This window comes from Lentzea sp. NPDC060358 (assembly GCF_042725365.1).
GTDB lineage: Bacteria > Actinomycetota > Actinomycetes > Mycobacteriales > Pseudonocardiaceae > Lentzea.
Window position 1 is genome coordinate 1 of the sequence record NZ_JBHXCW010000368.1, and the last position, 5,585, is coordinate 5,585.

Annotated in this window: 4 protein-coding genes; all 4 read left to right on the forward strand. The window is 70.2% G+C overall.

All coding sequences use genetic code 11. The annotated features are described in order from the left end of the window. Window positions 1-320: 320 nt before the first annotated feature. Window positions 321-938, forward strand: a complete 618-nt coding sequence (locus tag ACFWGZ_RS39140) for an FABP family protein (protein ID WP_382456652.1) — start codon at window positions 321-323, stop codon at window positions 936-938. Between the two features lie 579 nt (window positions 939-1,517). Beyond that, on the forward strand, window positions 1,518-2,105 hold the full coding sequence (pxpB, locus tag ACFWGZ_RS39145; RefSeq protein ID WP_382456649.1) for a 5-oxoprolinase subunit PxpB: 588 nt from the start codon (window positions 1,518-1,520) through the stop codon (window positions 2,103-2,105). Continuing rightward, on the forward strand, window positions 2,102-2,983 hold the full coding sequence (locus ACFWGZ_RS39150; protein ID WP_382456650.1) for a biotin-dependent carboxyltransferase family protein: 882 nt from the start codon (window positions 2,102-2,104) through the stop codon (window positions 2,981-2,983). The genes pxpB and ACFWGZ_RS39150 overlap by 4 nt, the downstream gene beginning before the upstream one ends. An 86-nt stretch (window positions 2,984-3,069) precedes the next feature. Further along, the coding region (locus ACFWGZ_RS39155; protein ID WP_382456651.1) for a glycosyl hydrolase family 18 protein at window positions 3,070-5,585 on the forward strand (2,516 nt) is incomplete at its 3' end.

Genomic DNA, 5,585 nt, shown 5'->3' on the forward strand with positions numbered 1-5,585 from the left:
CTCCGAAGAACCACACCCGGTCCACCGCCACCCGCGTTGTGGGCGGGGCAGCGAGCCGACGCGACGGTGAAGCTGTCCGGTCTTTGATCAGCCAGTGGGGTCCAGGGCGGAGCCCGAGCACGAAACAGGCCACCCACCGGTGTGATGCACCACCACAACCCTGCACGTCAACGCACGAGAGATATCCTGGCAACCGTGGAACACATCTTCACAGGACTCCTCGTACTAGTGACGATCGCCGTAATGTGGTTCGCCGGCTACGTCGTCTACCGCCTCTACTCAGACCAGCGATGACGACGGGCACCCCCGGCGCCGCCCCGATCCCCGGCAGCGGCGACGAAGCCATCCGCCTGGCGGAGGAACGCGCGGCGGCCACGCGCGAGCGCAACCTGCCGCAGTTCACCGACATGCCCATCCCGGCGGACACGGCGAACCTGCGCGAGGGCGCCGACCTCAACGACGCCCTCCTGGGCGTCCTCCCGCTGGTCGGCGTGTGGCGAGGCGAGGGCGAGATCGTCTACCCGACGATCGACGGCCCGTTCCGCTTCGGCCAGCAGATCACGTTCGCCCACGACGGACGCCCGTTCCTCGTCTACGAGGCCCGGTCGTGGCTGCTGAACGAGGCCGGCGAGGTGATCCGCCCCGCGGCCAGGGAGCAGGGTTTCTGGCGTCCGCAGCAGGACGACACCATCGAGCTGCTGCTCGCGCACAACACGGGCATCGTCGAGCTGTACTACGGCAAGGTGCGCACGCAGACGTCCTGGGAGTTCGAGACCGACGCGGTCATCCGCACGGCCACGGCCAATGAGGTCAAGGGCGCCCAGCGGCTCTACGGCATCGTCAACAACGGCGACCTCGCCTACGTCGAGGAGCGCGCGATGGTCGGCCAGGAGATGCAGCCGCACGCGTCCGCGCACCTCAAGCGCGTGGTCGGCTGACGCCAGCCGGCCTGCACCGCGCCGGCCGGCACGCCGGCTGAGACCACGGCGGCTGAGACCACGGCCGCTGGGACGACGGCCGCTGGTGCCGCGCTGGCAGGCGCGGCTGGTACGGCTGGCTGGCACGGCACCTGGTCGACAGCACGCCGGCTGGGACCACGCCAGTCAGCACCACGCTGTTGGGGACCATGCTGGTCGGCACGGCGCCCAGTCGGCACAACGCTGGCTGGCACCGCCCCGGTTCGGCTCAGCCCGCCCGCCCGCCCGCTCGGCTCGGCTCGGCTCGGCTCGGCTCGGCTCGGCTCGGCTCGGCTCGGACCACCCTGGCTGACACAGCACCCGGTCAACACCAGGATCTACGCCGCTCGGCGCCCCTCCGAGCACCACTCCGACCCGCCAGCCAGCGCCCCGCCAGCCAACGCCACGTCAGCCACCTTCACCACGTCAGCCACCTTCACCGCGCCAGCCACCTCCGCCGCGCGGATCGTTCAACAATCCGGCAAGCCCTTCGTGGGATTGTTGAACGATCCTCCCAGCAGATTGTTCAACAATCCCACGATTCCCCGTAGCATAGGTGGCATGCTCCTGCGGCGCTGCGGAACCGACGCCCTCCTCGTCGAGGTCGACTCACTGACGGAGGTCGCGGCCGTCCGCGCGGCCCTCCAAGACCTCGACGGCATCGAGGAGCTGGTCCCCGCCGCGCGAACGGTGCTGGTCAAGGGCGAGCTCCAGCAGGTCAGGAGGGCCCTCGAGGGTATCGACCTGACCAGGGCGCCGGCCACGCACCCGCGCGAGATGACCATCCCGGTCACCTACGACGGCCCGGACCTGGCCCTGGTCGCCGAGACGGCGGGCATCACGGAGGACGAGGTCGTCAGCCTCCACACCGGCGCCACCTACGAGGTCGCGTTCTGCGGCTTCGCCCCCGGCTTCGGCTACCTCACCGGCCTGCCGCAGAACCTCCAGCAGCCGAGACTCGACTCACCGCGCACCAAGGTCCCGCAGGGCTCGGTCGGCATCGCGGGAGAGTTCACCGCCGCCTACCCCAGAGCCACCCCGGGCGGCTGGCGCCTCATCGGACGCACGGAGATCACCCTGTTCGACCCCAAGGCCGAGACACCCGCACTGCTGCAGCCCGGCGACCAGGTCAGGTTCGTGACCGCATGAACAAGAGCATGAACACCAGCACCAGCCCGAACCGCACCGTCACCATCCTCACCACCGGCCCCCAGGCGCTCATCCAGGACCTGGGCCGCCCGGGCAACGCCCACCTCGGCGTGCCACCGTCCGGCGCGGTCGACCCGCGCTCGCTCACCCTGGCCAACCGGCTCGTCGGCAACGACGAGACCGCGGCCGGCCTGGAGCTCCTGCTGGGCGGCCTGACCCTCACCGCCGGCACGAGCTGCACGATCGCCGTCACCGGGCCGCCCACCGAGGTCCGGGTCGACGGCAGGCTCGCCGACTCGCACCACCCGGTCCACCTCGAACCGGGCCAGACCCTCGCGATCGGCACGCCGGCCACCGGCCTGCGCACCTACCTGGCGCTGTCCGGCGGCATCGACGTCGAGGAGGAGCTCGGCAGCCGCTCCACCGACCTGCTCTCCGGAATCGGTCCAGACCCGTTGCGGGACAACGACGTCCTGCGCCTCGGCACGCCGGGAACGCCCCGGGGCGCCGACGTCGTCCCGCCGCACCACGCCCCGGAGACCCTGGTCGTCCCGATCCTGCTCGGCCCGCGCGACGACTGGTTCGAGGACGCGGAAACCCAGCTGCGCCAAGGGTCCTGGACGGTCTCGGACCGCAGCAACCGGGTCGGCACGCGCCTGCACGGCACCAAGCTGAACCGTCGTGACGGGGAGATCCCCAGCGAGGGCATGGTCACCGGTGCGGTCCAGGTGCCGCCGGACGGCCAGCCCGTGGTGTTCCTCAACGACCACCCGACGACCGGCGGCTATCCGGTGATCGGCGTCGTCGACCGCGACCACCTGCGGTTTCTGGGACAGGCTCGGCCGGGCACGCGGATCGGGTTCCGGCCCGCCGACTGAGCCGCACGGCCGTTGACGCGTGTGGTCCAGACCACATACCGTTGTCGTCAGGCCGCCGCGGAACCTCTACCAACCTGGAGTTCCGCATGCGCCGAATCCCCGCACTGCTGGCCGTCCTGGTCACCGCGCTGGCACTGGCGGCCCCCGCCCAGGCCGCCACCGGCATCACCGCGACCTTCTCCCGCACCGGCACCAGCGGCAAGTTCGTGGTCGCCAACACGAGCGCCGCGGCGCTCACCGGGTGGTCGCTCAAGTTCGACCTGCCCGCCGGCGTCACCGCCACCAACCCGCAGAACGCGACCATCACCCAGAACGGCACGCGGGTGACGCTCACCCCGGCGTTCTACATCAACACCATCCCGGCGGGTCGCGACACCGAGCCGTACAGCCCTGCGTTCACGCTGAGCGCCGCGGCCGACCCGACCACCTGCACGATCAACACCATGGCCTGCGACGGCAGCGGTGACCCCGCACCGGCACCGACCGGGCTGACGGCCGACTACTCGGTCGCGAGCGGCACGGCGAAGTTCGTCGTGCGCAACCACGGCACCACCGCGGTCACCGACTGGTCCATCACCTTCACGCTCCCCAACGGCGTGACGGTCGGCAACAGCCAGAACAGCACCGTCACGCAGAACGGCAACCAGGTCACCGTCACGCCGGTCCACTACAACAAGACCATCAACGCGGGTGCGAGCACCGAGCCGTACAGCCCAGCGTTCTCCATCAGCTCCAACGCAGACCCCGTGACGTGCCGGATCAACAATGCGAACTGTGACGGCAGTGCCGACACCCCGCCCGGCGCCCCGACAGGCCTGACGTCACCGGCCAGGACCACGCGCACGGTCTCCCTGCGGTGGAACGCCGCCACGCCCGGCTCACTCCCGATCACGGGCTACGACATCTACAACGGCACGGGTCTCGCCGCGAGCTCCGCCACGATGTCCACGACCATCACCGGCCTGACCCCGAACACCGCGTACTCGTTCACGGTGCGCGCCAAGGACTCCAAGGGCGTGCAAGGCCCGGCGAGCACGGCCGTCGCCGTCACCACCAACAACCCGGCCGACGACACCACCCCGCCCACGGCACCGGCGAACCTGCGCGCCACGGCCAAGGACGCGGGCAGCATCACGCTGGCGTGGAACGCGTCCACCGACAACAGGGGAGTCGCGAACTACGACGTCTACCTCGGTTCGACGGTGAAGCAGACGGTCAGCGGCACCACGGCCACGGTGACCGGCCTCGCGCCGTCGACCAGCTACACCTTCACCGTCCGGGCACGGGACCTCTACGACAACCTCTCGGCTCCGAGCAGTGCACTCACCGAGCGCACCAACGACATCGTCAGCGGCTACGCGCGCGTCGGGTACTTCGTGCAGTGGGGCATCTACGGGCGCCAGTACTTCGTGAAGGACATGGACGCCGCGAAGATGACGCACGTCAACTACGCGTTCGGCAACATCGACCCGGTCAACCTGACGTGCCTGCACGGCGTCACCAAGGGCACGAGCCCCAACCCCCAGGACCCGAACCAGGGTGACGGCGCGGGCGACGCCGAGGCCGACTACAGCAGGCCGATGGGCGCGGCGCAGTCCGTCGACGGGGTGGCGGACAGCGGCTGGGAACCGTTGCGCGGCAACTACAACCAGCTCCGCAAGCTCAAGGCGAAGTTCCCGCACCTCAAGGTGCTGATCTCGCTCGGCGGCTGGACGTACTCGAAGTACTTCTCCGACGTCGCGGCGACCGACGCGGCGCGCAAGAAGTTCGTGTCGTCGTGCCTCGACGTCTACATCAAGGGCAACCTGCCGGTCTACAACGGCGCGGGTGGTCCCGGCAGCGCGGCGGGCATCTTCGACGGCATCGACCTCGACTGGGAGTGGCCGGGCGCCGAAGGCCACGCGGGCAACCACTTCGGGCCGCAGGACAAGGTGAACAACTCGCTGCTGATCGAGGAGTTCCGCCGCCAGCTCGACGCGCTGGGCGCCACGACCGGCAAGCGCTACCAGATCACCGCGTTCACCCCGGCCGACCCGGCCAAGATCGCGGCGGGCTGGGAACTCGGGCGGGTGGCGCAGTCGATGGACGTCTTCAACGTCCAGGGCTACGACTTCCACGGCTCGGGCAGCGACAACTCGTGGGAGCCGAACCGCACCGGTCACCAGGGCAACCTGTACCCGGACCCGGACGACCCGTACGCGACGAAGTTCAGCGTCGAGAACACCGTGCAGACCTACCTCGACGCCGGCGTGCCGTCCCGCAAGATCACGCTCGGCCTCGCGTTCTACGGCCGCGGCTGGCAGAACGTGGCCAGCGGCGGCAAGAACGGCGAGTGGCAGACGGCCGGCGGCGCGGCGCCGGGCCAGTTCCCGGAGGAGGCGGGCACGCGCGGGTACGCCAACCTCGTCGCGTCCGTGCCGAACTGCACGGTCTTCCACGACGAGGTGGCCGTGGCGGCGTCCTGCTACACCGGCACCCAGTGGTGGACCTTCGACGACGCCTGGTCGATCCAGCGCAAGACGGCGTGGCTCAAGTCGAAGAACCTGCTGGGCGCGATGTTCTGGGAGATGTCCGGCGACCGCGGCCCGCTGATGGCCGCGGT